Annotated in this window: 27 protein-coding genes; 23 read left to right on the plus strand and 4 right to left on the minus strand. The window is 38.0% G+C overall.

Annotation, left to right across the window (positions count from 1 at the left end; genetic code table 11):
- The first annotated feature begins 210 nt into the window (after positions 1–210).
- The 4 genes from HRK21_RS07710 to HRK21_RS07725 all read left to right on the plus strand — a co-directional run bounded on the left by HRK21_RS07710 (position 211) and on the right by HRK21_RS07725 (position 6,256).
- Positions 211–1,731, plus strand: coding sequence for a flavocytochrome c (locus HRK21_RS07710; protein ID WP_003738057.1), 1,521 nt, complete (start codon positions 211–213; stop codon positions 1,729–1,731).
- A gap of 204 nt (positions 1,732–1,935) precedes the next feature.
- Complete coding sequence (locus HRK21_RS07715) at positions 1,936–2,952, plus strand: oxidoreductase (protein WP_003738058.1); 1,017 nt, start codon at positions 1,936–1,938, stop codon at positions 2,950–2,952.
- A 206-nt stretch (positions 2,953–3,158) separates the two neighbouring features.
- Complete coding sequence (locus HRK21_RS07720) at positions 3,159–4,844, plus strand: molecular chaperone HscC (protein WP_003738059.1); 1,686 nt, start codon at positions 3,159–3,161, stop codon at positions 4,842–4,844.
- Positions 4,841–6,256 carry a molecular chaperone DnaJ gene (locus HRK21_RS07725; protein WP_070006136.1) on the plus strand — a complete coding sequence of 472 codons (1,416 nt, stop codon included), beginning with the start codon at positions 4,841–4,843 and terminating at the stop codon, positions 6,254–6,256. The genes HRK21_RS07720 and HRK21_RS07725 overlap by 4 nt, the downstream gene beginning before the upstream one ends.
- A gap of 87 nt (positions 6,257–6,343) precedes the next feature.
- Here HRK21_RS07725 and HRK21_RS07730 read toward each other — a convergent pair whose 3' ends face one another.
- Positions 6,344–6,961: a peptidase E gene (locus tag HRK21_RS07730; protein WP_070006131.1), complete on the minus strand. Its 618-nt coding sequence runs from the start codon at positions 6,959–6,961 to the stop codon at positions 6,344–6,346.
- Positions 6,962–7,060: 99 nt separating this feature from the next.
- Here HRK21_RS07730 and HRK21_RS07735 point away from each other — a divergent pair, with 99 nt between their 5' ends.
- The 4 genes from HRK21_RS07735 (at position 7,061) to HRK21_RS07750 (ending at position 9,754) form a co-directional block, all read left to right on the plus strand.
- On the plus strand, positions 7,061–8,008 hold the full coding sequence (locus HRK21_RS07735; protein WP_070006129.1) for a helix-turn-helix transcriptional regulator: 948 nt from the start codon (positions 7,061–7,063) through the stop codon (positions 8,006–8,008).
- A 49-nt stretch (positions 8,009–8,057) separates the two neighbouring features.
- The gene (locus tag HRK21_RS07740; protein ID WP_003738063.1) at positions 8,058–8,567 is read left to right on the plus strand and encodes an NUDIX hydrolase; all 510 of its coding nucleotides are present in this window, start codon (positions 8,058–8,060) and stop codon (positions 8,565–8,567) included.
- Positions 8,568–8,662: 95 nt separating this feature from the next.
- Positions 8,663–9,382 (plus strand): YebC/PmpR family DNA-binding transcriptional regulator, encoded by a 720-nt coding sequence (locus HRK21_RS07745; protein ID WP_070006127.1) that lies wholly within the window; start codon positions 8,663–8,665, stop codon positions 9,380–9,382.
- Between the two features lie 36 nt (positions 9,383–9,418).
- Positions 9,419–9,754: a zinc ribbon domain-containing protein YjdM gene (locus tag HRK21_RS07750; protein WP_003729075.1), complete on the plus strand. Its 336-nt coding sequence runs from the start codon at positions 9,419–9,421 to the stop codon at positions 9,752–9,754.
- Between the two features lie 40 nt (positions 9,755–9,794).
- Here HRK21_RS07750 and HRK21_RS07755 read toward each other — a convergent pair whose 3' ends face one another.
- A complete protein-coding gene (locus HRK21_RS07755) occupies positions 9,795–10,508 on the minus strand; it encodes a GntR family transcriptional regulator (protein WP_003738064.1) in 714 nt (237 codons plus the stop codon).
- Between the two features lie 156 nt (positions 10,509–10,664).
- On the opposite strand from HRK21_RS07755, the gene HRK21_RS07760 reads away from it, so the two are divergent.
- The 4 genes from HRK21_RS07760 to HRK21_RS07775 all read left to right on the plus strand — a co-directional run bounded on the left by HRK21_RS07760 (position 10,665) and on the right by HRK21_RS07775 (position 14,035).
- Complete coding sequence (locus HRK21_RS07760) at positions 10,665–12,107, plus strand: glycoside hydrolase family 1 protein (protein ID WP_070006122.1); 1,443 nt, start codon at positions 10,665–10,667, stop codon at positions 12,105–12,107.
- Positions 12,100–13,434 (plus strand): PTS sugar transporter subunit IIC, encoded by a 1,335-nt coding sequence (locus tag HRK21_RS07765; protein WP_003729072.1) that lies wholly within the window; start codon positions 12,100–12,102, stop codon positions 13,432–13,434. Before HRK21_RS07760 ends, HRK21_RS07765 begins: the two co-directional genes overlap by 8 nt.
- A gap of 17 nt (positions 13,435–13,451) precedes the next feature.
- A complete protein-coding gene (locus HRK21_RS07770; RefSeq protein ID WP_070006116.1) occupies positions 13,452–13,754 on the plus strand; it encodes a PTS sugar transporter subunit IIB in 303 nt (100 codons plus the stop codon).
- A gap of 86 nt (positions 13,755–13,840) precedes the next feature.
- Positions 13,841–14,035, plus strand: a complete 195-nt coding sequence (locus HRK21_RS07775) for a hypothetical protein (protein ID WP_003724301.1) — start codon at positions 13,841–13,843, stop codon at positions 14,033–14,035.
- Between the two features lie 38 nt (positions 14,036–14,073).
- Here HRK21_RS07775 and HRK21_RS07780 read toward each other — a convergent pair whose 3' ends face one another.
- On the minus strand, positions 14,074–14,994 hold the full coding sequence (locus tag HRK21_RS07780; RefSeq protein WP_070006114.1) for a helix-turn-helix transcriptional regulator: 921 nt from the start codon (positions 14,992–14,994) through the stop codon (positions 14,074–14,076).
- 102 nt (positions 14,995–15,096) lie between these two features.
- Between HRK21_RS07780 and HRK21_RS07785 the strand changes: the two genes are divergently transcribed.
- The 7 genes from HRK21_RS07785 (at position 15,097) to HRK21_RS07815 (ending at position 19,762) form a co-directional block, all read left to right on the plus strand.
- Positions 15,097–15,516 carry an effector binding domain-containing protein gene (locus HRK21_RS07785; protein ID WP_070006113.1) on the plus strand — a complete coding sequence of 140 codons (420 nt, stop codon included), beginning with the start codon at positions 15,097–15,099 and terminating at the stop codon, positions 15,514–15,516.
- Positions 15,517–15,710: 194 nt separating this feature from the next.
- Entirely contained in the window at positions 15,711–15,995 is a 285-nt protein-coding gene (locus HRK21_RS07790) for a DUF3130 domain-containing protein (protein ID WP_069888281.1), read from the plus strand.
- Entirely contained in the window at positions 15,996–16,364 is a 369-nt protein-coding gene (locus HRK21_RS07795) for a ribonuclease P (protein WP_070006112.1), read from the plus strand.
- A complete protein-coding gene (locus HRK21_RS07800) occupies positions 16,361–17,899 on the plus strand; it encodes a T7SS effector LXG polymorphic toxin (RefSeq protein ID WP_173346374.1) in 1,539 nt (512 codons plus the stop codon). The genes HRK21_RS07795 and HRK21_RS07800 overlap by 4 nt, the downstream gene beginning before the upstream one ends.
- 13 nt (positions 17,900–17,912) lie before the next feature.
- Positions 17,913–18,368: a hypothetical protein gene (locus tag HRK21_RS07805; protein WP_069888048.1), complete on the plus strand. Its 456-nt coding sequence runs from the start codon at positions 17,913–17,915 to the stop codon at positions 18,366–18,368.
- A 165-nt stretch (positions 18,369–18,533) separates the two neighbouring features.
- A complete protein-coding gene (locus tag HRK21_RS07810; RefSeq protein ID WP_070005716.1) occupies positions 18,534–19,163 on the plus strand; it encodes a hypothetical protein in 630 nt (209 codons plus the stop codon).
- A gap of 185 nt (positions 19,164–19,348) precedes the next feature.
- Positions 19,349–19,762, plus strand: a complete 414-nt coding sequence (locus HRK21_RS07815) for a hypothetical protein (RefSeq protein ID WP_070005717.1) — start codon at positions 19,349–19,351, stop codon at positions 19,760–19,762.
- 215 nt (positions 19,763–19,977) lie between these two features.
- On the opposite strand, the gene HRK21_RS07820 is transcribed toward HRK21_RS07815, so the two are convergent.
- A complete protein-coding gene (locus HRK21_RS07820) occupies positions 19,978–20,739 on the minus strand; it encodes a DeoR/GlpR family DNA-binding transcription regulator (protein WP_070005718.1) in 762 nt (253 codons plus the stop codon).
- A 194-nt stretch (positions 20,740–20,933) separates the two neighbouring features.
- On the opposite strand from HRK21_RS07820, the gene iolA reads away from it, so the two are divergent.
- The 4 genes from iolA to iolD are packed head-to-tail and all read left to right on the plus strand — an operon-like array spanning position 20,934 to position 26,157.
- On the plus strand, positions 20,934–22,400 hold the full coding sequence (gene iolA, locus HRK21_RS07825; RefSeq protein ID WP_070005719.1) for a methylmalonate-semialdehyde dehydrogenase: 1,467 nt from the start codon (positions 20,934–20,936) through the stop codon (positions 22,398–22,400).
- Between the two features lie 12 nt (positions 22,401–22,412).
- Positions 22,413–23,234, plus strand: a complete 822-nt coding sequence (gene iolB / locus HRK21_RS07830) for a 5-deoxy-glucuronate isomerase (RefSeq protein WP_070005720.1) — start codon at positions 22,413–22,415, stop codon at positions 23,232–23,234.
- Positions 23,235–23,250: 16 nt separating this feature from the next.
- Positions 23,251–24,228 carry a 5-dehydro-2-deoxygluconokinase gene (iolC, locus tag HRK21_RS07835; RefSeq protein WP_070005721.1) on the plus strand — a complete coding sequence of 326 codons (978 nt, stop codon included), beginning with the start codon at positions 23,251–23,253 and terminating at the stop codon, positions 24,226–24,228.
- A 12-nt stretch (positions 24,229–24,240) separates the two neighbouring features.
- Positions 24,241–26,157, plus strand: coding sequence for a 3D-(3,5/4)-trihydroxycyclohexane-1,2-dione acylhydrolase (decyclizing) (gene iolD, locus HRK21_RS07840; RefSeq protein WP_070005722.1), 1,917 nt, complete (start codon positions 24,241–24,243; stop codon positions 26,155–26,157).
- The last annotated feature ends 129 nt before the right edge of the window (positions 26,158–26,286 follow it).

Consider the following 26,286-nt stretch of genomic DNA (forward strand, 5'->3'; position numbering starts at 1 on the left):
TGTTGCTATTATATCACTTTGTCGAAATAATGAGGAGTAGTTATAGAAAACATTTACATCATTGTAAAAAAATCTGTAAATTGCTTTTTTTCTTATTTTGGAAAATTCTGCTGATACCCTGTAAAGATAGCTCGATTAGTGATATAATATGTTAATATAATCACAAACTATTGGTCTGGGGAAATTTTTCAAAAAAGTGGAGGTACGAAAATGAAAAAAAGGTTAGCTACAACTATCATCATGCTACTATCGCTTGCATTAATTATCGCAGGTTGTGGCGGCAATAACACAAGCAAAAGTGACACGGAGAAAACAAAAGAAAAAGAGAAAACAGAAGTTACATCGGGAGCATCAAAAACTAGTTACACAGATCCATCCGAATTAAAAGATAAATACGATATCGTTATTGTTGGTGCAGGTGGCGCAGGAATGTCCGCAGCACTGGAAGCAAAAGCGAAAGGCATGAATCCCGTAATCCTTGAAAAAATGCCACTAGCAGGCGGAAACACGATGAAAGCCTCTTCTGGTATGAATGCATCTGAAACTAAATTCCAAAAAGAACAAGGAATTAATGATAGCAACGATAAATTTTACGAAGAAACATTAAAAGGTGGTCATGGAACAAACGATAAAGCAATGCTTCGTTTTTTCGTAGACAATTCCGCCAGCGCCATTGACTGGCTGGATTCCATGGACATTAAATTAAACAACTTAACTATCACAGGTGGAATGAGTGAAAAACGTACGCACCGTCCTGAAGATGGCTCAGCTGTTGGTAAATACTTAGTAGACGGTTTACTAAAAAATGTTCAAGAACAAAAAATCCCAGTTTTCGTTAACGCAGACGTAAAAGAAATTACACAAAAAGACGGAAAAGTAACTGGCGTGAAAGTAAAACTAAACAATAAAGATGAAAAAACAATTAGTTCTAATGCAGTAGTTGTAACAACTGGTGGCTACGGAGCTAATAAAGATATGATTGAAAAAGAACGTCCAGACTTAAAAGGATACGTAACGACGAACCAAGAAGGAAGTACTGGCGACGGTATTAAAATGATCGAAAAACTTGGTGGAACCACAGTAGACATGGATCAAATCCAAGTCCATCCAACTGTTCAACAAGATAAATCTTACCTAATTGGTGAAGCTGTCCGCGGTGAAGGTGCGATTTTAGTTTCTCAAGAAGGAAAACGTTTCGGAAACGAATTAGATACACGCGATAACGTAACAGCTTCCATCAATAAACTACCAGAAAAAACAGCTTACCTAATTTTCGATGCAGGCGTGAAAGAACGCGTCAAAGCGATTGCGCAATATGAGGAAATGGGATTTGTTGAAGAAGGCAAAACAATCGATGAACTAGCAGGAAAAATCAACGTATCAAAAGAAAACCTAGCTAAAACAGTAGATACTTGGAATGCAAGCGTGAAAAACAAAAAAGACGAAGCATTCGGTAGAACAACAGCAATGGATAATGATTTATCTAAAGCACCATATTACGCAATCAAAATTGGACCAGGAATTCATTACACAATGGGCGGCGTAAAAATCAACACAAATACAGAAGTTTTAGACAAAGACGGTAAACCAATCACAGGTCTATTTGCTGCGGGAGAAGTAACTGGTGGCTTGCACGGGGAAAACCGTATTGGCGGAAACTCTGTCGCTGAAATTATTATTTTCGGACGCCAAGCTGGTGACAAATCAGCAGAATTTGTAAAAGCACAGTAAGAACCCATACACCATAGTCATGTGATTAATAATAAATAAAAAACTTGCTAAGACACTGTAAACAGACGTTTTAGCAAGTTTTTTATTGGCTAAATAGTGTGTTAGTGTAGTACTATGGATGGGGAACAACTGGGATATATACACTGATAAATTAGCTGTATTTAAGCTAATTTTATTAGTTTGTTAAAATAAGGAGGAAATAATATGTTGAAAATGGGTTTTATCGGAAACGGAAAAAGTACGAATAGATATCATTTACCGTTTATTTTAGAGCGGGATAATATGGAAGTAAAGACAATTTACAATCGAAATCCCAAAACAGCCACATGGGACAAAATCGAAGGGGTTCACTATACAACAGACTTAGACGAGCTGTTGAAAGACCCAGAAATCCAGTTAATTACCATCTCTACAACACAAAGCTCTCATTTCGACTATGCCAAAATGGTGTTAGAAAACGGCAAAAATGTGCTTGTTGAAAAACCATTTATGATGACATACGCTGAAGCTAAAGAAATATTTGAGCTCGCTAAAGAGCGTGGTTTACTCGTTCAATGTTACCAAAACCGTCGTTTTGACTCTGATTTCCTTACGGCGCAAAAAGTGATTGAAAGCGGGAAATTGGGAGAGCTTTTGGAAGTAGAAATGCATTATGACTATTTCCGCCCAGAAATCCCAGAATCCGTGCATGAATTTAAATTCTACGACAGTTATTTATATGGTCACGGTTGCCATACAATTGATCAAGTTTTATCTTATTTCGGAAAACCTGACGACATTCATTACGATGTGCGCCAACTACTCGGTGAAGGACGAATGAACGATTATTTCGACCTTGATTTATATTACGGTGTAACAAAAGTATCCGTGAAATCCAGCTATTTCCGTATAAAAGCCCGTCCAAGCTTCGTCCTATACGGCAAAAAAGGCATGTTTACAAAAGAAACAAAAGACCGCCAAGAAGAACATTTAAAACTATTTTATATGCCAAGCAATCCGGATTTCGGAATTGATTTGCCAGAACATTATGGAACGCTTACGTATGTCGATGATGCCGGAGTTTGGCACGAGGAGAAAGTTATTTCTGAGGTTGGCGACTATGGCCGCGTTTATGATGGTTTATATGACGCGATTGTCAATGGGAAACCTAAACAAGTGACAGATGAAGAGACCTTGCTACAAATGGAGATTTTGGAAAAAGGTGTCGAAGCTTGTAAATAAAAAAGTGTCCGCGAGAGGAATCTTGCGGGCGTTTTTTTGTGTAATGAAACAACTTATTCCTGCATAAAACTTCATTTTGTGACAATTCAATGAATTTTTGAAACTCAGCTCATTTTTAACTTGATTCTTGCTATACTTAATTAAATAAGATGAATAGTGAAGACTTATATAGAAATAAAAAGATACATACAACGGGAGGAATCAGAATGATAACATTAGGGATAGACTTAGGAACATCGAATAGTTTGGTGGCATATTGGAAAGAGGATGAAGCTGTATTGATACCCAATGTCTTTGGCGAGGTTCTAACGCCATCTGTGGTTGGTGTGGATGATAATGGTGAATTTTTAATCGGAAAAATTGCTAAAGAACGCCTAACCTCGCATCCTGACAAAACGGCGGCAGTTTTTAAAAGATTTATGGGGACAGAAAAGAATTATTACTTGGGTAAGCAAGCTTTTACAGCTACGGATTTATCTAGTTTTGTTTTAAAAGCTTTAAAAGAAGATGCAGAGAAGTTTTTAGGCGAGAGTTGTACAGATGCAGTTATTAGTGTTCCTGCCTATTTTAATAATTCACAACGAAAAGCAACGATTGATGCGGCCTTTTTAGCTGGTTTGAAGGTAGAGAGATTAATTAGCGAGCCAACCGCAGCAGCAATTGCATATGGAATCCACGAACAAAATGATACAACTTTAATGGTAATTGATATTGGCGGAGGCACTTTTGACGTTTCGATTTTGGAGATGTTTGATGGTGTTATGCAGGTGATTGCGATTGGTGGAAATAATTATTTAGGTGGTGAAGATTTTACAGGTGTTATTATTGAAGATTGTTTGAGTAAAAATGATTTAAAAAAGGATGATTTGTCTGCAGAAGATTTTGCATCACTATATAAACAAGCAGAAGATGCGAAGAAGACTGTTTGCCACGGAAAAATAGGTGAAATAACGCTAAATGAAATAAAATATACAATTACAGAAAATCAATTTGAGATAATAAGTCAACCATTAATTTTAAAATTACGCGAACCAATCATTCAAGCCTTAAAAGATGCCGATTTAAAACCGATTGATATTGAACAAGTTGTACTTATAGGTGGAGCTACAAAAATGCCAGTTATTAAAAGTTTTACAAGTAAATTTTTAGGCAAAATACCATTTATGCACATCAACCCTGATGAAACAGTGGGACTTGGTGCTGCAGTTCAAGCGGCGTTAAAAGAACGCCATGAGTCGCTGGAAGAGTTTGTGTTGACAGATGTATGTGCACACACACTCGGCACGGAAATAGTAAAAGAAATTGGTCCTAATAGATATCAAGAAGGCGTTTTTTCGCCAATTATTGAGCGGAATACAACAATACCAGTTAGCCGTGTGGAAAATTACTATACGATTTTAGATAATCAGTCTCATATAGAATTTGGAATATATCAAGGAGAAAGTAGAAACGTTAAAGATAATCTTAAACTTGGAGAATTACTAGTGTCATTACCTCCAAAAACTAAAGCAAACTCTAAAATGGAAGTACGTTTTACTTATGATAAAAATGGAATTCTTGAAGTGCTAGTAAAAACAGTAGCTACAGGAGAAGTAAAGCAGCTAATTATTCAAAATAATCCGGGTTCAATGTCCAAAAAAGAGTTAGAAGAACAATTAGAAAAGTTAAATCATCTTAAAATACATCCACGTGATCGCTCTGAAAACCGGCTTTTACTTGCAAGAGCAGATAGAATATATCAAATGTCTTTAGGTGAAAGACGAAGATTTGTAGAATTCTTAATTGCTGAGTTTGAACAGGTAGTTGAAACACAAGATGAGAAGAAAATAGAGGCCCAGTGCGAGAAGCTTAGACAACAACTAGACGAATTTGAAGGAGTGAACTGGGATTGACAGTTTGGGAAATACTAAAAATAGAAAAGACAACCGACAAACGTGCAATCAAGCGTGCTTATGCCAAAGCACTCAAATATACACATCCTGATGACGACCCAGTAGCTTTTCAAAAATTAAAAGAGTCTTTTGATATAGCTTTAAAATATCAAGAATTTGATTGGGATATAGACGATTTTGAACCGATAGTGTATACGGTATCAGCTGATGAGCAAACTGCGGAAAACCCACAGTGGGAACTTGAACCACTAGAGATAGAAGAGAAACAACCTTCTTTTATAGAACAAGTGAATGTTGTTTTTGCAAATTTTAATGAGAGGATTAATATCGAAGTTTGGCGTGATTTATTCCAAAAAGATAGTTTGTTTAGCTTGGACGGATACGACAGTGAGAAGGCTTATATAGCGAATTTTATATCTGAAAATGCAATGTTTCTTCCAAAAGAGGTAATTAAATTAGCTTTTGAATTATATAGTTTGGATGAAATAGTTTTAAATAGCTTTAATGAGAGGCTTGCAATAAAGTTACGTAATGCGAAGAACCTTCCGCCATTTTCTTTTGAGGCGCTACAAAATTTGGATGAAGAATTGCGTAATACATTTATTATGACGCGCTATGCTGCCTATACTTGTTTAGAACGCCGAGGAATAGAAAGTTACATTAAACGAGCAAAAGTGATTTTTGCCAGCGATCCAGATCTTGAACTAATTGATATTATTAGTAGTACAGGAAAACTTAATCAAGCAACAATTTTAAAGAGAATCAATCAATTTATTGAAAAAAATCCAGAAAATCCAACAGCTCGTATGTACCGATTATTTCTTAATCAAAAAATGAAAAAACCAATTAATATTGAGGATTTAGAGTATGCTCTGTTGGACACGTATTTCTCGGTTCCGAAAGAGAATGAATTATTTGATGATATTATTTTCCATGTAGATAAAAATAAGTTGTTGGGTTTCATCTATTTTGATTTGAAAAAATATCCTATAGCATATAGTTACTTAATCAAAGTCGCGGATACAAGTGTGAAATCGGTTAGAAATAGAATTGCTTTTTGTTTAAAATTAGATTTAAAAAGAGAAAAAGAAACAACCAAGAATAAATCGAGAATTAAAGATATTTGGACTGAATTAAGTTTTTACTCAATATTTACATATGAACTTTTGGTCTTGAAAACGCAGAAAAAAAGGGTGATAGGTATATTATTTAGCTTGGCAAGATTAGCTATATTACTTATGCTTTTTACTGGAATATTTGCAGATGACCTTGATTTTTGGCGGGGATTTTGGGTGCTTTTTTTCAGTATTACTATAGGTGTACATTTACTTTTCAGAAAAAACGTATGGGTAAAGTATAGAGATGAAAATAGAGAGGAATATTATCGAAGTAAGTTTGCTAATATTAAATAATAATATTAAACAAAAAGATGCCGGGCCTCTCAAGGCATCTTTTTGCGTTCATTTCCTTTCGAATGTTAATCTGTTTTTCCAGAAGTATTAATCTAAACGTTTTAAGCTGACTTCTTTATCACGCACAAAAATCGCTTCCTGATTACTAATAGGTCGCATTGTTGACTTCTCGGCATAGTCGGCCACGATTTTCTGTGTTACCTCTTTAAAAGGCACGTTATTGTAATGTGGTAGTATCGAAAAGTCGACTAAATTTAAAGCATCGTAGTTGATTAAATTCGTGGCTTTTTTCACGCTGTCCATCGATTGAATATAAGATATATTAGGACTTGTGATGACTGCACCAGCTGATTCACCAATATATAATTTTCCTTTAGCAATTTCCTCTAAAATTAATTTATCTGCACCAGTTCTTTTTAATTCTTGAAGTAAAAAGAAAGTATTTCCTCCAGTGACATAAATAAAATCATTCTTTTTGAGTGTCGCTGTTATTTCTTCTAGAGTTTCTGTTGTCACATCTAGTTCCTCTACAATTAATCCTAAATCCTCGAGCGCTTTCTTACCAGCTTCTACATAAAAAACGACTTCTTCAACTATGCTGGCTGTCGGAATAAAAGTAACCGTTTTTCCTTGAAGATTACTTTCGAATTCAGTAAATAACGCCACAACATCTTTAAAAGACGAGGTCAAAAATAAATTTTTCATCATTCATAGCTCCTTTGGTTTAGTTTCTATTTAAAGTATAATAGTTAAAAGTGTCAAATAGTGACACCTTTTAATTTGGATAAAAGAAAAGAGATGGCAATGAAAAAAGCAGAACGATTAAATGATATGATGTTATTTTTAAATGATAAAAATGCGTTTCAATTAAGTGACATAATGGCCAAATATGGCGTTTCCCGTAGTACTGCTATTCGAGATATACAGTCTTTAGAAGAAATAGGTATGCCAATTTACTCGGAGCGGGGACGAAATGGTCATTATCGGGTGCTTCGTAATCGGCTACTTTCACCAATTGTTTTTAATGTCGATGAAGTATTTGCGCTCTATTTTTCGATGCTTACGTTAACGGCTTATGAAACGACACCTTTTCATTTAAGTGTGGAAAAATTAAAAACAAAATTTGATCGTTGTCTTTCAGCTGAAAAAATCGAAATGCTTCGAAAAATGGAAGAAGTATTTAGTCTAGGCTATATAAAGCATAACAATCAATGTGAATTTCTAGAAGTTATTTTGCAGTTTACGATGGAAGAAAAAGTGTGTCAGATTAATTATGATAAAAATGGGACTGAAAAGATTTATAATGTTCAATTTTATAATATATCCTCGGCGTACGGGCAATGGTATGTGACGAGTTATAACTTCGAGACGAAGCGGATGCAGGTATTTCGTTGTGATAAAATCCTTGCGCTAAAAGAAAATGATACTTTTGAAGCTAAGAAAATGGAGGAATTAAAAAGAGTGGCTGATTCTTTTAATAAAAAAGCTGATGTAACTACCTTTGAAGTGGAAATTGCCTCAAATGGTGTTGACTTATTTTTTAAAGAAAATTATCCATCGATGAAACTTCGTCAACAGCAAGGTAAAAATGTTATTCATGGTTTTTATCATAAAGGAGAGGAACGATTTATTATTAATTATTTACTAGGTTATGGGGAAAAAATTATAGCCATTCAGCCAGATTCATTACGAGATATGTTGCTAAATGAGCTTGATATTATAAAAAAACATGTGCAAAATTTATCATCCTAACTTTGATGTATAATGAAAACAAGTCAATGATTAGAGGGAGCCGATTTCAGTGGAAGAATGGGATTTATTAAATGCGGATCGTGAACTAACTGGAAAAACACATATCCGCGGTGAAAAGCTAGCGCCCGGAGAACTTCATTTGGTTATTCACGTATGTATTTTTAACGAAGATGGGCAACTTTTAATCCAAAAGCGCCAAAAAGATAAAGAAGGTTGGCCGAATTATTGGGATCTTTCTGCGGCTGGTTCTGCATTAAAAGGCGAAACAAGCCGCCAAGCTGCGGAACGAGAAGTGCAAGAAGAACTGGGTATTACAATTGACTTAAGTAACACCCGCGCCAAATTCAGTTACCATTTTGAAGCAGGATTTGATGATTATTGGTTTATTACAAAAGACGTGAAGCTAAGCGACTTAACTTTACAAAAAGAAGAAGTAGCAGATGCCCGTTTTGTCACAAAAGAAGGGTTAGAAGCATTAAGAAGTTCGGGTGAATTCATTCCTTACTTCTTTTTAAACCAGCTTTTTGACCTAAAAAGCGCCACATCTATTCACTTTTAACGAATATAACTAAATTTCCACTTAACAAATCCGTTTCCTACACTTATAATAGTACAGAGACACGAGAAAACTCCAATTAGAAAGTGAGTGGTAATATGGGCCGTAAATGGGCAAATATTAAAGAGAAAAAAGCGTCAAAAGATAAAACAAATAGTCGTATCTATGCAAAATTTGGAATTGAAATATATGTAGCAGCTAAATCGGGCGACCCAGATCCACATTCCAATCAAAAATTACGTTTTGTTATTGAACGTGCAAAAACATACAATGTGCCGAAACATATTATTGACCGTGCAATCGAAAAAGCGAAAGGAACTGGAGATGAAACGTATTCAGAACTGCGCTATGAAGGCTTTGGTCCAAATGGTTCGATGATTATTGTAGACGCGCTGACAAATAATGTGAATCGTACGGCATCCGATGTTCGCGCAGCTTATAACAAAAATGGCGGGAACATGGGCGTAAGTGGTTCAGTAGCTTATATGTTTGATAATACAGCTATTTTTGGTGTTGAAGGAAAAGATGCGGACGAGCTATTAGAACTTTTAATGGAAGCGGATATTGACGTTCGTGACATTTTAGACGAAGATGGCCAAGCAATTATTTATGCAGAACCAGAAGATTTCCACAAAGTACAAGAAGGCTTGAAAGCGGCTGGAATAGAAGATTTCACAGTAGCAGAAATCGAAATGATTCCTCAAAACGATATTCAATTATCAGGTGAGGACTTAGAAAAATTCGAGAAATTAATTGATGCTTTAGAAGACCTAGAAGACGTGCAAAAAGTATATCATAACGTCGAATTAGAAGATTAACAGCCAATTATTACAACAATCGGAGGAATTGATAAAATGTCAAAATTACCAAATTGCCCAGAATGTAACTCAGAATATGCCTATGAAGATCGCGGCTTATTAATTTGCCCGGAATGCGGACATGAGTGGAGCGCTGTAGCAGAAGAAGCGACCGAAGAAAAAGTATTCAAAGATGCAAACGGTAACGTACTAACAGATGGCGATTCTGTCACAGTCATCAAAGATCTAAAAGTAAAAGGCGCATCAAATCCAATCAAAATGGGAACAAAAGTAAAAAATATCCGCCTAGTTGACGGCGACCACGATATTGATTGCAAAATCGACGGCTTCGGCCCAATGAAATTAAAATCAGAATTTGTTAAGAAGATATAAAAAAACAGCGATTCTCTACTTCAGAGAGTCGCTGTTTTTATTAATTCTGCACAAAAACCGTTTCAAACACAAATGATTCATACGTATGGCGCGTTATCGAATATTCGAACACACGACCATCTTCTAAATGCGCCAATTTTTCAATTTCCATCATAAAAGTAGGTTCATCTAAATCAAGGAGCTTACTATCCTCCTGATTCGATTTATCCCCGCGCACCCATACATGGGCACTCTGCATCTTAAGTTTCAAGTCATCCCGAATATAATTATAAATCGAGTCCTCTAAATGGCGAGGCTCTAAACCCGGAATAATCGCAAGTGGCATATAAGTATGTTCGATGGAATAGGCTTTGTGACCAACTTCTCTCATCCGAATAATTCGGTAAATATAGTCATCCTGCATCTCTAGCTTTTCTGCGACTTCTTTCGATGGTTTTTCAATGGAAAATAAAATGACTTTCGATTTAATATTGTCTTTTCCGAATGTATTTACAAGTCCAGACATTGGCCCCAGTGCGAATTCGCCACCGTTAGTAGAATGGGATTTCACGAAAGTTCCAGCGCCACGTCGTCTAATCACCATACCTTCTTGCACAAGCATATCCAGCGCTTTTTTGACAGTAAGTTTGCTGCAATCATAAACGCGTGCCAGACTATCCCCATCAGGCAATTTCTCATTTATTTCGTATTTGTTTTGGTTGATTTTATCACGGATATCTATGTATATTTCCATGTATTTAGCCATTCCCGACATTTTATTGGCTCCTTTACTGAGGTAATAAGCATAGTATACCATATACTTTTGCAAAAAGGTATCCCTATAACTAAAAGTATATATCTTTTTATAAAAGTATTGTTTTTTAAATAAATGTATGCTATATTTATTTTGACAAAAGGGAGGCCATAAAAAATGAAAGAATTATTAACGTTTCCAAAAGATTTTTGGTGGGGCTCTGCGTGGTCTGCGGAACAAGCAGAAGGTCGCGGCGACACTGGTAAGGCAAAAACTGTTTGGGAGCATTGGTTTGAAACAGAACCGAATCGCTTTTACGAAGGCGTAGGTTCAGAAATTACAACAGATCATTTTAATCGGTACAAAGAAGACGTACAGTGGATGAAGAAAACAGGGCATAATTCGTTCCGGATTTCGATTTCGTGGGCGCGAATGTTTCCGAATGATGGTGTTGGCGAAGTGAACCAGAAAGCTATTGCGTTTTATCGTGATTTACTTACTGAAATGAATGAAAACGGTATCAAACCATTCGCAAACTTATATCATTTCGATATGCCTGTTGCACTTCAAGACGCGGGTGGCTGGGAATCAAGAAAAGTGGTGGATGCCTATGTTCATTTTGCAGACACTTGTTTTAAAGAATTTGGCGATTTAGTTTATCACTGGTTTACTTTTAACGAACCACTTGGCCCGATTCTTGGCGGCTATTTAGAAGATTTCCATTATCCGAATCAAATTGACTTCAAACGAGGAGCGCAAGCTGGTTTTAACACGATTTTGGCACATGCATTAGCCATTAAAGCATTTAAAAAACTAAACTTGTCTTCTAAAATCGGCGTTATTTTAAACCTTAGCCCGACTTATCCACGTAGCCAAAACGAATACGATTTAGAAGCTGCAGAAATCTGTGATGCTTTTTATACAAGAAGCTTCTTGGATCCGATGGTTAAAGGGACTTTCCCAGAAAAATTAGTTGCAATCATGCGTGAATACGATCAAATGCCAGAATATACGGAAGAAGATTTGACGATTATTAAAGAAAACACGGCGCAAATTCTAGGTTTGAACTACTATGAACCAAGACGCGTAAAAGCTCGTCTAACGGCAATTAATAAAAAAAGTCCATTTTTACCAGATTGGTTTTTTGAACCGCATAATATGCCAGGTAAACGAATGAATATTTACCGCGGTTGGGAAATTTATGAACGTGGCATTTACGATTTATGTATTGATATTCGCGATAATTACGGCAATATCGAATCATTTATTTCCGAAAATGGTATGGGTGTAGCCAATGAAGAACGTTTCTTAAATGAAGAAGGGCAAATTCAAGATGATTACCGTATCCAATTCGTGAAAGATCATTTGGCGTATGTACATCAAGCGATTGCAGAAGGCTGCGATATTAAAGGGTATCATCTGTGGACGTTCATTGATTGTTGGTCGTGGATTAACGCATATAAAAACCGTTACGGACTCGTTTCGCTAGATGTTGAAACTGGCAAACGTACAATGAAAAAAAGTGGCGAATTTTACAAAAAAATGAGTGACATGAACGGTTTTGAATATGAAACAAGCAAACTAGTTGGGACGAAAAGGGAGGAAACAACTAATGGCTGAAACGAAAAAGAAGTCGATTGTTAATGGTTTTATTAATGTAGCACAACGTCTTGGTGGTCAGATTCATTTGCGTTCATTGCGTGATGCTTTTGCGAGTATTATGCCGTTCATGATTTTAGCTGGTTTTGTCACACTGATTAACTATGTTATTTTAGAACCGACTGGTTTTATGGGCAAAATTGTTAACCCAGATACACTTAAAACATGGCAAGAGATTGGTATTTCAATCGGAAATGGTACCTTGAGTGTCATTACGCTTTTAGTCACTGTGGCAATTTCGTATCATTTATGTTTGAACCGCGGCTATAAAAATGTCATTGCGCCGATTCTTGTCGCTTTATCTTCTTTTATTGTTGTTACACCGATTGCGATGACCTTCCTTCCAGAAGGCGCGTCCAAATCAATCGAAGTGCCGAACGTTATCCCTGTTAGTTATACTGGGGCATCAGGCATGTTTGTCGGTATTATCGTTGGGTTAATTGCAACCGATTTATTCATTAAATTATCGAAAAACAAACGTATGCAAATCAATTTAACAGGAAATATTCCACCGGCAGTTATTAAATCATTTAACGTGTTAATTCCGATTATGATTACGGTTATTATTTTCTCAGTTATGTCATTTGCCGTTAATCAAATTTTCAACATGGACTTTAATACACTTGTGACAACAATTATCACGAAGCCGCTTAGCTATGTGACGACAAGTCTTCCAGGGTTCTTGCTGATTACATCCATTGCTAACTTATTCTTCGGTTTGGGTATTCACCAAGCAGTTATTTCTGGTCCGTTATTAGATCCATTTTTACTTCAAAATATGCAAGAAAACATGGTAGCCTACGCGAATCATCAAGAAATTCCGCATATTATTAATATGGCTTTCAAAGACACATTTGCGGTTATGGGTGGCTCAGGAAACACGATTGGCTTATTAATTGCCATTTTCATCTTTGGGAAACGAAAAGATTACAAAGATATCTCGAAACTATCTGCGGCACCATCGCTATTTAACATCAGTGAACCAATCATCTTTGGTCTGCCGATTGTCTTCAACCCGTTACTTATTATCCCGTTCGTATTAGCACCGATTTTCTCCTTAACAACAGCGTATTTTGCCACGGCAGCAGGTTGGATTAATCATGTAGTTGTACAAACGCCGTGGACGACACCGCCGATTATTTCTGGTTTCCTAGCAACTGGTGGGGACTGGCGCGCGTCCGTTTTACAAGTAATTATCATTGTTGTGACGGTCTTTATCTATCTGCCGTTCCTACGTATGGATGAAAAAGTTGCTTTTGCTACAGCTCAAAAAACAGAAGCAAAATAAGGAAGGAAGTTTAACCAATGAAAAACATTTTATTAGTATGTAATGCTGGTATGTCATCAAGTTTCTTAGTAGAAAAAATGAAAGCAGCAGGCGCGGAAGAAGGCGTTGAAGCAAATATCTGGGCTGTATCCGACGCTGAACTACACGAAAACTGGGAAAAAGCAGATGTCATTTTGCTTGGACCACAAGTTGGTTATTTAAAAGGCAACACAGAAAAAGTAGTTGGCGGAAAAATTCCTGTCGAAGTAATTAATATGCTAGACTACGGCCGTGTGAACGGAGCAGCAGTACTTGAAAGAGCAATCGAATTAATCGGTTAAAAAAGTAAGGGAGTGTGGCTAATAGTCGCGCTCCTTTTTTATCGGGGAAGAAAGTGTTATAATGTGTGAAAAGGAGCGGAATTATTATGAAATATGTAAAATCACAAATGAAAGAGCTTGTAAAAGATAGCGTAGACTTGCAAGAACGCCTTCAAAAGCTAATGAAAGAAATGGATTTAGAAAAAACTTTCGCTTTAAAAGCACTTTATCATTCAGAAGTAGCTGATGGTGGACCGTACCAAACAGCTTATCAAGATTTGGATTATAAATATAAAGATTAACATCAAATGGCTCTGCTAAACAATTAGCAGAGCCATTTTTAGATATATTTTCCTTGGATTTCTTTTAAGTAGTCAACAAAATTATCGTAAAAATCATCACGGTTTTGGATGGTTACATGCGTTCCAAGTTGGAGCAAAAAGCGGTACCCGGCCTCGTGGTCAGGAAGTGTCACTTTAGCCAGAAAATGTGTGTCATTTTGCTGTGAGATTTCGACTAGATCAAAGCGTTCGATGATTTGTTCGCGGGCAATTTTATCAACAATTAAGCTGACTTCATGCATCAAAAACATCGGTCTGTCGGGTGGGGCGCCAAACGGTTTTACACTAAAAGGGCGAGCTTCAAAAGTTTCTTCTAGCGTTTTCAGTTCGACAATCCGCGACATTTTAAACGTCCGAAAATCGCTACGCTCTAGACTGTAACCTTGCAAATACCAAGAACGATTCCTAAACAGGAGGTGATAAGGCTCCGTTTTACGGATGGTTTGGTTGCCCGTTCGATCAATATAGCTGAGCTCCACGAGTTGATGTTTTTTAATCGCTAAATATAAACTTTCGACTTTAGCGTTTAATTCGTTTTTCATGGACAAATTGGAGAAATCGAGCGAAATAGAACTTTTAGGCGGTTCGCTTGAATGGTCGAGCATGTTTTTCATTTTTTGGAGGGTTTTCTTGGTTTCGGCGGAAGAAAGCAACTGTTCCATTCCGTCCAAACTAGCAATAATCGCGGTTAAATCATCCACTGTGAGAAGCTTTTTATCGACTTTGTAGGTAGGCATAATACCGATGCCACCCTTTGTTCCGGCAATCGTGTAAATCGGGATATTCGCCATCGCGAGTGTGTCAATATCGCGGAAAATAGTACGTTTGGAAACCTCAAACATTGTAGCCATTTCAGAAGCACTGACTAGCTCGCGTTGGAGAAGTAGCATAATGATCCCGATGAGTCGCTCGATTTTCATTTTTTTCTCCTTTGTTTTTGGAATGATGACAGACTGTTGTCATCATTCGCGTGTTATAGTTACATCATATCAAAGTTAAGTAACTTTTTGGAGGGAAATATTATGGCATTTGAAATTTTAGAATTAAAAAAAGAAACATTTACTGGAAATAAAGTAGAAATTCCTGAGTTTGATCCACAAAAAGGCTTTGGCCCAATGAGCGAAATTAAAGAATCAGCCTACACAAAATTTGCAAAAAACGAAAAAGACTACGTTGGCATTAACGCAAGTCTTGACGGCCTCCAATATTACATCGTAGCTAGTGCAAACAGTGAGAACGGCGACACTACTTTCGACATTCCAGAAGGCAAATACGCAAAATTCGTAACAAGCGAAACTGATCGCCCAGCACTTGATGGCTTCATCGGCGCAGCTTACGGCGAAGTGAGCCAAAGCGATACGGTTGGCATTGCGGGATCGTTTAATTTGGAGGATCTTAGAGAAGCTGAGTTTACGCTCTATATTCCGGTTGTTAGTAAGTAAATACATTGAGAGACCCCTTTCGGTGGAGAGGGGTATTTTTTGTGCCTATATTTAAAAGAGTATAAAAATGCACTAATTAGTTCTGTATTTGACTACGGTTTTACACAGAGGTTCACAAAACGCTCACAAAATGGAATCGTTGCTGGTGCTATAATGGAAGGGTGGAAAACTAGACATAGAGAGGAATCACCAAGATGAGAGAGATAAAAGTCAACGAAGCAATGTTCCAAAAACACGCCTCGAACTTAGACAGCAAAAGCGCGGGAAGCTATTTGCCGTTAAAAGGTGGAAATATGGCATACTCACGAGCGAATTCTATCAATCAGTTACGGTCTGCATTAATTGATTTGGTCGATGTGGTAGAAGATTTCCAAGCCGTGACAAAGCAAGATGCGGGTAGATTAAAGAAAATGGGCATGGCCTATGCGAAACAAGATCAAGCGATGGGACAGAAAATAAATCAGCTGGAGGTGCGATAGATGGACAGCACGCACAGCCGGTTAGAGCAGCAACTACAACAAGTGAAAAAAGCGCAGGATGTTTTACAAGATAATCTGAGGCAGACTAAGCGCAAACAAGTGGAACAAGAATGGTTAGAAGAAGATAGTCACCAATTAGAAATGGAGAAACAAGGATTATTGGACTTCTTGCGAGGCGGTTGGCAAGGGGAGGAAGCGAATGGTTTCCACCGCTTTCTAGAAGAACAACAACACGAAGAAGCGATGGCATGGCGAAAAGATTTGTCGGAAAAACGTGTTCATTTGGAAGAAGAAGCGCGGACTACTAGAGCAGAAATGCACGATATAGAGACCAAACAAGCCTCCTTGCGAAAGGAGTGGAACCAATGAGTCGAATCGATATTGCAGAACTCAATGGCTTTCTTCAAGGATTACGAAGCAGTAATGCTGAAGCGAAGAAAATGATACGCGGAATTCAACAAGCAGCAAGCAAGTATGCGCAAGATAAAAGTTTAACAGGACAGGCGGTATCAGCTTCCCAAAGCTATTTTGCTTCCAGTTATCCCTCTATTGCACAAAGTATTTTAGAAGCCTTGGAAGAAAGCGAAGAACGTTTAGCACAATACATACGCGAGTTTGGTAGCCAAGTGGACAGCTCGCCTTCTGCACGAATTGATGCGGAAATCCTTCAAGAAGCGATGGCGAAAGTGGCGAGTTTGAAGCGAAAAGAAGAAGATTTACATCGCCAACTCACTGCACCGAATACGAAACCGGATATGCAACAAGTCTACGTAGTCCAAGCGAGAAGTGCGCACACGCAATTACTGCAAGCTATCGAAAAAGAAGATATACTAGAGAGGTACATCGCCTTTGAACAAAGTCACGCCCAGTTTTTTAGTGCATTAACCGAACTCATTCACTCCACAGGACGAGCGGTGCAAGAGTTGAAACAAAATGTGACCTTCCATGAGAAAACAGGCACCTATGCTGTACCTAAAAGCGTTCATACATCGATTAGTTTGATGAGAAAGGCGATGGATAAAGCACGCAAAGAAAACGCCAAAGATCCCTTCCCAGAAGCATTCGAAGACTATCAGTTATTCGCCTATACGTATGTGAATGATAAAGGCGAAACCGTCACGATGTGGCTATTGGAACGGAATGGCAAACGCGCCAGTAATAAAGAACTCCAAGTTTTTCTAGAGGAGAACGGAGCCGAGTTAGACCCTATTCTGTACACAAATCTTTCCGGTGAAGAGCTCGAACGCAAAGTAAATGACGCATGGAAAGACGGCGTCAACTACTTAAACGGTCAAAAAGTAACCGGGTTTTCCGGAGCGACACTGAGGTCCGCTGCTTATGTAGCCAGCGTGAAGGATGCGATGGATGACGCCGGTTTGTCTGAAATGGCATTAGGATTAGGCTTTGGGATTGCGGCGGCGAGGAATAAAGCAGTCATCCCGAAAAAGCAAGATGACTTAAAAGTAAGCAATTTTAATAAAGAACAAATCCTGAAAAATATTGAAGCAAGTAAAAAAGCAAGAGGAGCTTCTAATTTTAGTGAGTATTTAAAGAGAGAGAAAGAGGTTTTAGAGCGAATTAAGAAAGCTAATGGAGAGGAAACTTTCAAAATACCAAAAGCAACTGAGCTAGTTATGACTGAAACTGTTAATACTCACATATTAGAAATAATTAAAAGAGGCGTGAATGCTGGAGAATTATCAAGACCGTATATTGATTCAGATGGAACTGAATTATTAGTGCAAGAAATTATGGATTCGAGGATGCCGATAAAGGATATTTACTTGCCAAACGGTTTGCGATGGGATGTGTCAGGTTCGTTTAATGGTCGTGGGCAAGGAAACTGGGAATTAGTTGTGGATTTAGATACGAATAAAATAGTGCATTTTAATTTTACCAAATAGGAGAGGAAGTTAAATGTTTAAAATTATTGAATCAAAAATAAATTCTCAAGGACAATTGTCTTATTTCAAAGATTCACATGAGTTTATATCAGAACCAAGAATTAATTCTGATACAACTATTTTAGTAGGTTACATATACATTGGTTTTGATTCCGAGTATAACGAATCAACACAAATTTGGGGATTTCATCATGATTTTAATTGGAAATCGAGTAAGTTGACACCTCCTAAATTTATACAAGGAAAGATTATTTTGAATGAAGATTTTATAAATCCTGGCGAAAGTAAAAGAATAGGTGCAGCAAATTCTTGGGAAACTATTTATGATGAAAGTAGTGGGTGGCTTAGATTTGGAGGAGTAAATAATTCGGTTGAAACCAGTTATGTAGAATTTTTCCCTAATACTATAATGGGAATTGATGAAAATGGCGATATTACGGAGTTATGGTTGTGCCCCACTTTGAAATAACTAAGTGAGTAAAAGATATTATGGATAAAATAGGTGAAATACATTCTATTTATTCAACACAAAAGCTTAAAAAATATTATAAGGATGATAAAGAAAAAATCTTGTATTAGGGAATAAAACAAAGAAAATGTTGAATGAATTATTAAGTATAAACGGAAAAATAATATGAATAAATATAAAATCCTAAGTGAATATAAAGACTGGTGCGAGATTTATAACGATGGAACTCTCATCCATAATGGTTCATCTATAGGGATTGTAAGCCAAGTAGAGTCTGAACTTTGTTTAAGGTTAAATTACGGAACAAATAAACATTTCTATTCGATATTGAAAAAATGTGGTGATTTTATTTTAGCCGTCCCTAAGAAAGTGGAATTTTTAAAAGCTGAATACAAATATGAACCTATTATTTTTAATAAACAAGAATTTGATGAATTTATTGACTGTGTTTATGTAGATGAAAAATTGATTTCTAGTATACCTCAGTTAAACAAGGAAGATATTTTAAATATGTGGTTCGTATCAAATCCGCAGCATAAAACCTATATCAATGAAATGGAAATGCAGGAAAATATTATTAATAATATTTTATTCTTTTCTGACGATGAGTATGATATATCTTGTCTAAAAAAGGTTATTAATAAACCTGATTTATCAGTACATCCAATAGACAGTAATTATGAAGTTATCACGATTTATATGGATGGAGATGCAGGAATGTATGAGTGGAAGGGCATAGTAATTATAGATAATAACGCTTATTTAAAAATTGATACACATTATTATATAAACTAGAGTTAATTTAAGTTTACTAGAGGATATTTAATCCAAGTAGATGATATTATACATGAAGATTTGCGAAGATTTTTTTATGAACGAATATCAATTAGAGATATAAAATCAGAACTAAATGATACAACAAAAGGTAGAAATGTTAAATTAAAAGCAGAAATTTATTATACAAAAAAGGAAAATAATACATGAATAATTTACAAATATCAAAGTACTGGGAAGATAATGATTTATTAGAAATAAAAGTAAGTGCAGAGTCAGAGTTTGTGAAAATACATCAATTGTGCTATGTGCAAGATGTTTATTTAAAGGGGATAGGTGAGAAGATTATTGCTTATTCTTTTGATTATAATGAAGGCTGTTATGTGGAGTTTGGCCAAAAAAAAGGGAATTTTACACCAGCATTTTCCTTGGATTTTTTAAAGGCAGATGCTTCTGGACATGTGAAAATAGAAGTGGATATGGAAATTGCTGATAATCCTGATAGAGCACATAGATGTAAATTTTATATTGATAGTGAAGTAGGCATGATTGAGCAATTTGGGAAGAATCTTATTCGGCTAGTTGAAAATAAACAGGATGAGGTTTTGTTGAATAATTAATCAGTTATAAAGAAATATCACTTAGACTGCGGATTGCTGTATACGTTGATATCACAGGTTTATGGCTATTTCTTTTGAAAAAATAAATTTAGCAAAATAAATATGATAAAAAACACAAACAATATTCTATGTCATTCTGGACTTCTAAAAAAATAATATTGTGAATATAAAAAGAAGCCCCATTCCATCAAATGGGGCTTCCTTCATCACATAAACTAAACCAACCTCACCAAAACCCCAACATCCTCACAATACCCCAAACACCCACCAGCCATGTCCTTCGACGTAACCAACCAATCAAATTCCGCCAACTCCCCGTATGTAAGCAAAGCCGACTTATCCACCTTCGTATGATCCACCAGCAAAAATTTCTCCGTCGCTTTTTCCATCATATGGCGCTTAATCTCATACTCCAAAATATCCGAGTTCATCACCCCATGTGTAGTCGAAAGCGCGGTTGCGGCCATGAAAGCTTTCGTAATATTGTATTTCTCAAAAAATCCCCAGTTCTCCACGCCAACAAATGATTTAGTACTCGGTTTAAAAGTCGAGCCAATCACAATCAATTTCACATTATCCATTTCACTCGCAAAATTAATCACATCTAGGCTGTTCGTAATAATAGTAATCTCCTTATCTGTTGGCAGAGCGGCAGCGAGACAGCTAGTCGTTGTGCCGGAATCAATAAAAATCAAATCATTCTCTTCAATAAAATCAGCCGCCGCTTTTCCGATAAGCTGTTTTTCTGTGTGATTTTCTGTATCGCGATTTTCGAACGGCCGAATTTCTTCGGGATTATTATAAACAGAAACGACGCCACCATAGACTTTTTGGATGGTGTTTTTTTGGAGAAGTTTGGCAATGTCTCGGCGAACGGTATTTTTGGAAACGTTGAAGTGTTCGCATAAATCATCGAGGCTAATACTGCCTTTTTCGTGAATTAAATTTTCAATCGCTTGAATGCGTTGTACTTTCATTTTAAATTCATCCTTTGGCAAAATTATTTTAATTACACTATTTATAACACATGCTCAAAAGGTAATCAACTATGATTTTTTATGGTGAAGTTAGTGACAAAAATTAAATTGACTCTCTAATTTTATTGGCTTAAGATGGGGTTATAATCGATTGATGGTTAACTTATGAGTAATTTTAAGTGGAGGGATTATTTATGGCAGATGTACGGAAATTAAAGAATTATATTGACGGTGAATGGGTCGAGAGTGAGACAGATAAATATGAAGATGTCATCAATCCGGCGACGGGTGAACTGCTGTGTCAAGTGCCGATATCGACACGCGCAGAATTAGATCAAGCGGCTGTTATTGCCGAACAAGCTTTTGAAAAATGGAGTCAAGTTGCTGTACCAAGACGTGCGCGCGTATTATTCGGATTCCAACAGTTACTCATTCAACATAAAGAAGAATTAGCAAGATTAATTACACTCGAAAATGGTAAAAATTTATCCGAAGCACGCGGGGAAGTCCAACGTGGTATTGAAAATGTCGAATTCGCGGCTGGAGCACCAACGTTGATGATGGGTGATTCGCTGGCTTCGATTGCAACTGATGTAGAAGCGGCTAATTATCGCTACCCGGTCGGAGTTGTTGGTGGAATTGCGCCATTTAACTTCCCGATGATGGTTCCTTGTTGGATGTTCCCAATGGCCATTGCGCTTGGTAACTCGTTTATTTTAAAACCATCCGAGAGAACGCCACTTTTAATGGAGAAATTGGTGGAATTATTTTCTGAAGCGGGTCTTCCAAAAGGTGTTTTCAATGTAGTATACGGCGCGCATGATGTGGTTAATGGTATTTTAGAAAACGAAATAATTAAAGCGGTTTCTTTTGTTGGTTCTAAGCCAGTTGGGGAATATGTCTACAAAACTGGGAGCGCGAATTTGAAACGAGTGCAAGCCTTGACGGGCGCGAAAAACCATACAATTGTACTTAATGATGCGGATTTAGAAGATACTGTGACGAATGTTATTTCTGCGGCATTTGGATCGGCTGGTGAACGTTGCATGGCATGCGCTGTTGTGACGGTCGAAGAGGGAATAGCGGACGAATTTCTAGCGGCACTTCGGACAGCCGCACAAAATGTGAAAATTGGAAATGGGTTAGACGATGGCGTTTTCCTTGGTCCAGTAATTCGTGAAGAAAATCAAAAGCGCACGATTGCTTATATTGAAAAAGGCATAGAAGAAGGCGCGAAATTAACCGTTGATGGTCGGGAAACTGGACTTTCAGAAGGGCACTTTGTTGGACCAACAATTTTGGAAGATGTTACGACGGATATGACGATTTGGAAAGACGAGATTTTCGCGCCAGTTTTATCTGTGATTCGTGTGAAAAATCTCCAAGAAGCAGTTCGTGTTGCGAATCAATCTGAATTTGCGAATGGAGCTTGTATTTTCACTAATAATGCCAAAGCAATTCGCTATTTTAGAGAAAAAATTGATGCTGGAATGCTTGGTGTGAATTTGGGCGTACCTGCTCCAATGGCGTTTTTCCCGTTTTCTGGCTGGAAATCGTCCTTTTATGGAACACTTCATGCTAATGGCAAAGACAGCGTGGATTTTTACACGCATAAGAAAGTTGTCACTGCGAGATATTCATTAAAAGGTTACGAAGAATAGGAGGGCGCAAAAATGGGCAAACTGTTACGAAAACCGTTAAATGAAAGAATAGCGCCTGGCGTTACGCTCGTTCAAGATATTAACCACGGAAACTCGCCGCTTAGTTACGTTGGGTTTCGATTAATTGAATTGGAAAAACATGCCGTTTATCAAGAAACATTGGATGAGCTTGAATGTTGCATTGTTGCGCTTACTGGGAAAATTACAGTGAGTGAGGGTGACGATCTTTTTGCAGAAATTGGGACAAGAGCGAATGTCTTTGAAAAAATCCCGACAGATAGCGTGTTTATTTCTGGTGGACGGGCGTTTCAAGTGAAGGCAGACTCAGAAAAAGCTCGTGTTGCGCTTTGCTACTCTCCAGCGAATCAAGATTTACCAACGACACTAATTAAAGCTAGTGATAATTCGATTGAGCGGCGTGGGAAATATCAAAATAAACGACTGGTACATAATATTTTGCCAGATGTGAGTGAGGTTGCGAGCAGTTTGTTGGTTGTGGAAGTGTATACGAATGGCGGGAATTTTTCGAGTTATCCGCCGCATAAACATGACCGCGATAATCTGCCAGCGGAGTCGCTTTTGGAAGAGAGTTATTATCATGAAATCAATCCGGAGCAAGGTTTTATTTTTCAACGTGTCTATACGGATGACCGGACGCTTGACGAAACGATGGCTGTGGAGCATCAAAATGCGGTTATTGTTCCGGAAGGCTATCACCCAGTTGGCGTGCCAGATGGATATGATTCATATTATTTGAATGTGATGGCAGGGCCGAAACGGGTTTGGAAGTTTCACAATGATCCGGATCATGAATGGATTTTAGAGCGAGACTAAGAGGAGGACGTGGAGCATGAATTTTAAAAAACATAGCGAACGAAAATTTGATTTAATCACAGTAGGACGCGCGTGTATTGATTTGAACGCGGTCGAATACAATCGTCCAATGGAAGAAACGATGACATTTTCGAAATATGTAGGTGGATCGCCAGCGAATATCGCGATTGGAACTGCTAAACTGGGCTTAAAAGTTGGCTTTATCGGCAAAATTTCAGCTGATCAACACGGTCGTTTTATTGAAAAATATATGCGTGATTTGGATATAAATACGGACGGAATGGTGAAAGATACGGAAGGGCGCAAAGTTGGCTTGGCGTTTACAGAAATTAAAAGTCCGGATGAATGCAGTATTTTGATGTACCGTGAAAATGTAGCGGATTTATATTTAACGCCAGAAGAAATTTCGGAAGACTATATCAAAGAAGCTCGTGTGCTGCTCATTTCTGGAACAGCTTTAGCGCAAAGTCCATCGCGGGAAGCTGTTTTAAAAGCAGTTAGTTTAGCTCGGAAAAATGATGTAGTCGTGGCTTTTGAATTAGACTACCGCCCTTATACGTGGACAAACACTGAAGAAACAGCGGTTTATTATTCCCTCGTTGCGGAACAGGCGGATGTGATTATTGGGACGCGCGACGAATTTGATATGATGGAAAACCAAGTCGGCGGGAAAAATGAAGCGACAAAAGCCCATCTTTTCCAACATCAAGCAGAAATTGTTGTCATTAAGCATGGGGTAGAAGGCTCCTTCGCATATACAAAAGCTGGAGAAACATTCCAAGCAAAAGCATATAAAACAAAGGTGCTAAAAACTTTCGGAGCAGGGGATTCCTATGCATCGGCCTTTTTATACGGTTTATTTAGTGATGAAAGTATCGAAACAGCACTAAAATATGGTAGTGCCGCAGCTTCGATTGTTGTTAGCAAGCATAGTTCTTCAGACGCGATGCCAACAGCTGATGAAATCAAAGCGCTTATTGCGCAAGCAGAATAGGAGGGGATTATAGTGACCGAAAACACGATTCGACTAACTACTGCACAAGCTTTGGTAAAATTTTTAAATCAGCAATATATCGAAGTAGACGGCGAAATGGCACCGTTTGTAGACGGGATTTTTACGCTATTTGGACATGGAAATGTGGTTGGTATCGGGCAAGCCTTGGAAGAAGCCCCAGGTCATTTAAAAGTGTATCAAGGGAAAAATGAGCAGGGCATGGCGCACGCGGCAATCGCTTATGCAAAACAAAAAAATCGCCAGCGCATTTACGCGTGTTCCACATCAGCTGGACCGGGTTCCGCGAACTTAATAACAGCAGCCGGAACCGCACTTGCAAATAATTTACCCGTGTTATTCTTGCCAGCCGACACATTTGCAACCAGACAACCCGACCCAGTTTTGCAACAATTAGAGCACGAGTCGAGCACAGCAATCACAACCAATGATGGCTTCCAAGCAGTCTCCAGATACTTTGACCGCGTGCAGCGACCAGAACAACTCATGAGCGCCCTCATTCGCGCTTTCGAAGTGATGACCAACCCAGCGAGCGCTGGACCAGCTACAATATGTATCGCGCAAGACACAGAAGGAGAAGCATTCGATTATCCAGTCGAGTTTTTCCAAAAACGAATTCACTATCTCAATCGGCAAATTCCGACAAAGCGTGAGCTGACCGAAGCAACGCGTCTCATTCAAGCGAGTAAAAAACCAGTTATCATCGTCGGAGGTGGCGCCCGCTATTCAGGAGCACGCGAAGAATTAATCGCCCTTTCCGAGCAAACCAACATGCCGCTCGTCGAAACACATGCCGGGAAATCAACTGTTGAGTCCGACTTCAAAAACAACCTAGGTGGTACAGGGATTCTCGGGACGCTTGCTGCCAATAAAGCCATCCGTGACGCCGATTTAGTCATCGGAATTGGCACGCGCTACACCGATTTCACAACCAGTTCCAAAACTGCATTCGATCCAACAACCAAATTTATCAATATCAATGTCAGCCGCATGCAAACTTATAAATTAGATGCTTTCCAAGTTGTCGGCGACGCCAAAGCAACACTGGCTGAACTCGCGCCACTTTTAAAAGGTTATCAAACCCAATTTGGAAACAAGATAGCCACCTACAAAACAGAGTGGCTAGAAGAAAGAGCACGACTACAAAATACCAAATTCAACCGAGAAGCATTCACGCCAGAAATCAAAAATCAATTCGACCAAGCGACCTTAAACGAATATGCTGACCGCTTGCAGACCGAATTTACGCAAACAGAAGCACTCATTACGATTAATGACAACGTGGCGCCAGATAGCATCGTTGTTTGTTCGGCCGGTTCACTTCCAGGAGACTTGCAACGACTCTGGAATCCAGCCGTACCAAACACCTATCACCTAGAATACGGCTATTCCTGCATGGGCTACGAAATAAACGGTGCTCTCGGTGCGAAAATGGCCGCAGCAAACAACCAAGAAGTATACGCCATCGTTGGCGATGGCAGTTTCTGCATGTCACACTCAGAGCTACTAACATCCCTACAATACGGCAAAAAAATTAACATTATGCTCTTCGATAATTCCGGTTTTGGCTGCATTAACAACCTCCAAATGGCAAATGGCAGCGACAGTTTCTTCTGCGAATTCCGCGATAGCGACAACCAAATCATGCAAGTTGACTACGCCAAAATTGCAGAAGGATACGGCGCAAAAGTATACAGAGCTAACACAAAAGAAGATTTAATCAGCGCGCTGGAAGATGCTAAGAAACAAACCAAAACTACTTTAATCGAAATGAAAGTACTACCAAAAACGATGTCAGAGGGCTATCTTAACTGGTGGAATGTGGGAGTTTCCGAAGTTTCAAACAGAGAAAGTATTAACCAAGCATACGAAGAAAAACAAGCAAACCTGAAAAATGCCCGACTATATTAAGGAAAACAAAAAACAAGTCCATCACAGGACTTGTTTTTATTTTACACTTTAATAGCCACGCCTTGCATCGCTCCAATTTTTCTTTATAATAAAAAGTAAATGTAAGATTATGTTTTTTAGGAGGAAATA

It is taken from the genome of Listeria monocytogenes, assembly GCF_013282665.1.
GTDB lineage: Bacteria > Bacillota > Bacilli > Lactobacillales > Listeriaceae > Listeria > Listeria monocytogenes_C.